Annotated in this window: 2 protein-coding genes; both read left to right on the forward strand. The window is 72.0% G+C overall.

The window, feature by feature from the left end:
- Positions 1–552, forward strand: a 552-nt coding sequence (locus EYA84_RS31820) for an NAD(P)/FAD-dependent oxidoreductase (protein ID WP_201272552.1), incomplete at its 5' end; no start/stop codon positions are given.
- Positions 549–1,250, forward strand: coding sequence for a hydrogen peroxide-dependent heme synthase (hemQ, locus tag EYA84_RS31825; protein ID WP_131057853.1), 702 nt, complete (start codon positions 549–551; stop codon positions 1,248–1,250). The genes EYA84_RS31820 and hemQ, both read left to right, overlap by 4 nt.
- The last annotated feature ends 181 nt before the right edge of the window (positions 1,251–1,431 follow it).

Raw genomic sequence — 1,431 nt, forward strand, 5'->3', positions numbered from 1 at the left:
CGCCTGCTCGCCGAGACGGCCGCCGAGGTGGCGGCGCGGATCGGCGAGTTGGACTACGCCAGCGTCGCCCTGGTCACCCTGGCCCTGCCGGAGCCGGCGCTGCCGGCGCTCTCCGGCTTCCTGGTGCCCGGCACCGAGGGCCTGCTGATCAAGGCGTCCACCTTCTTCACCACCAAGTGGGGACACCTGCGCCGGTCCGACGGGCTGGCCCTGGTCCGCACCTCGGTCGGCCGCTACCGCGACGAGGCCCAGCTCCAGCGCCCCGACCAGGACCTCGCCGCCACCGTGCACCGGGAGCTGTCGGCGGTGCTCGACACGCCGCTGCCCGCCCCGGTCGACGGGCACGTGCAGCGGTGGGGCGGCGCGTTGCCGCAGTACACCCCCGGTCATCTCGACCGGGTGGCCGCCGCGCGGGCCGCGCTGCGGGCGACACGTCCGACGCTGGCGCTGGCCGGTGCGGGCTACGACGGGGTCGGCATTCCGGTCTGCGTCCGCTCCGGCGAGACGGCGGCCGAAGAGATCATCACAGCACTGGAGGGATCGGGCAGATGACCGAGCAGAGCAACGCGGCCCGGCTGCGGGAACTCAACGACACCATCCGCTACACGATGTGGTCGGTGTTCCGGGCCAGCGCGCCGCTGCCGTCACTGCGCGACAACGTGACCGGCGAGGTCGAGTCGCTGATCGAGGAGTTGGCCGGCAAGGACGTCGTGGTGCGCGGCACGTACGACGTCTCCGGTCTGCGCGCCGACGCGGACCTGATGATCTGGTGGCACTCCTCGTCCAGTGACGACCTCCAGGACGCGTACCTGCGACTGCGGCGGACCGCCCTGGGGCGGGCGCTGACCCCGGTCTGGTCACAGATGGCGCTGCACCGGCCGGCCGAGTTCAACAAGAGCCACATCCCGGCCTTCCTGGCCGGCGAGGAGGCCCGCGCCTACCTGTGCGTCTACCCGTTCGTGCGCTCGTACGACTGGTACCTGCTGCCCGACGCCGAGCGGCGTGAGCTGCTCGCCGAGCACGGCAAGATGGCCCGGGGCTACCCGGACGTCCGCGCCAACACGGTCGCCTCGTTCGCGCTCGGCGACTACGAGTGGATGCTGGCCTTCGAGGCGGACGAACTGCACCGCATCGTCGACCTGATGCGTGACCTGCGCGGCTCGCGGGCACGGCTGCACGTCCGCGAGGAGGTGCCGTTCTACACCGGCCGCCGCCGCCCGATCGCCGACATCGTCTCCGCACTCGCGTGATACGCCGGCCGAGGTGTAAGGAAGGGCCCCGTGCTAACGCCTCGTGCATAGCAGGGGACCCCTGCTAACACCAACGCGTAGCGCACGGCACCAACGCGTAGCGCACGGCACCAACGCGTAGCGCACGGCACCAACGCCCGGCGGACGCCGGCATCGCGCAGCGCAGGCCGGCATCTGTCTC

The sequence above is a fragment of the Verrucosispora sp. SN26_14.1 genome, assembly GCF_004307965.1.
Classification (GTDB): Bacteria; Actinomycetota; Actinomycetes; order Mycobacteriales; family Micromonosporaceae; genus Micromonospora.

Bases quoted from the DNA above. Each gene is read 5' to 3' on its own strand.
- hemQ (WP_131057853.1), top strand. From the start codon at position 549: ATGACCGAGCAGAGCAACGCGGCCCGGCTGCGGGAACTCAACGACACC.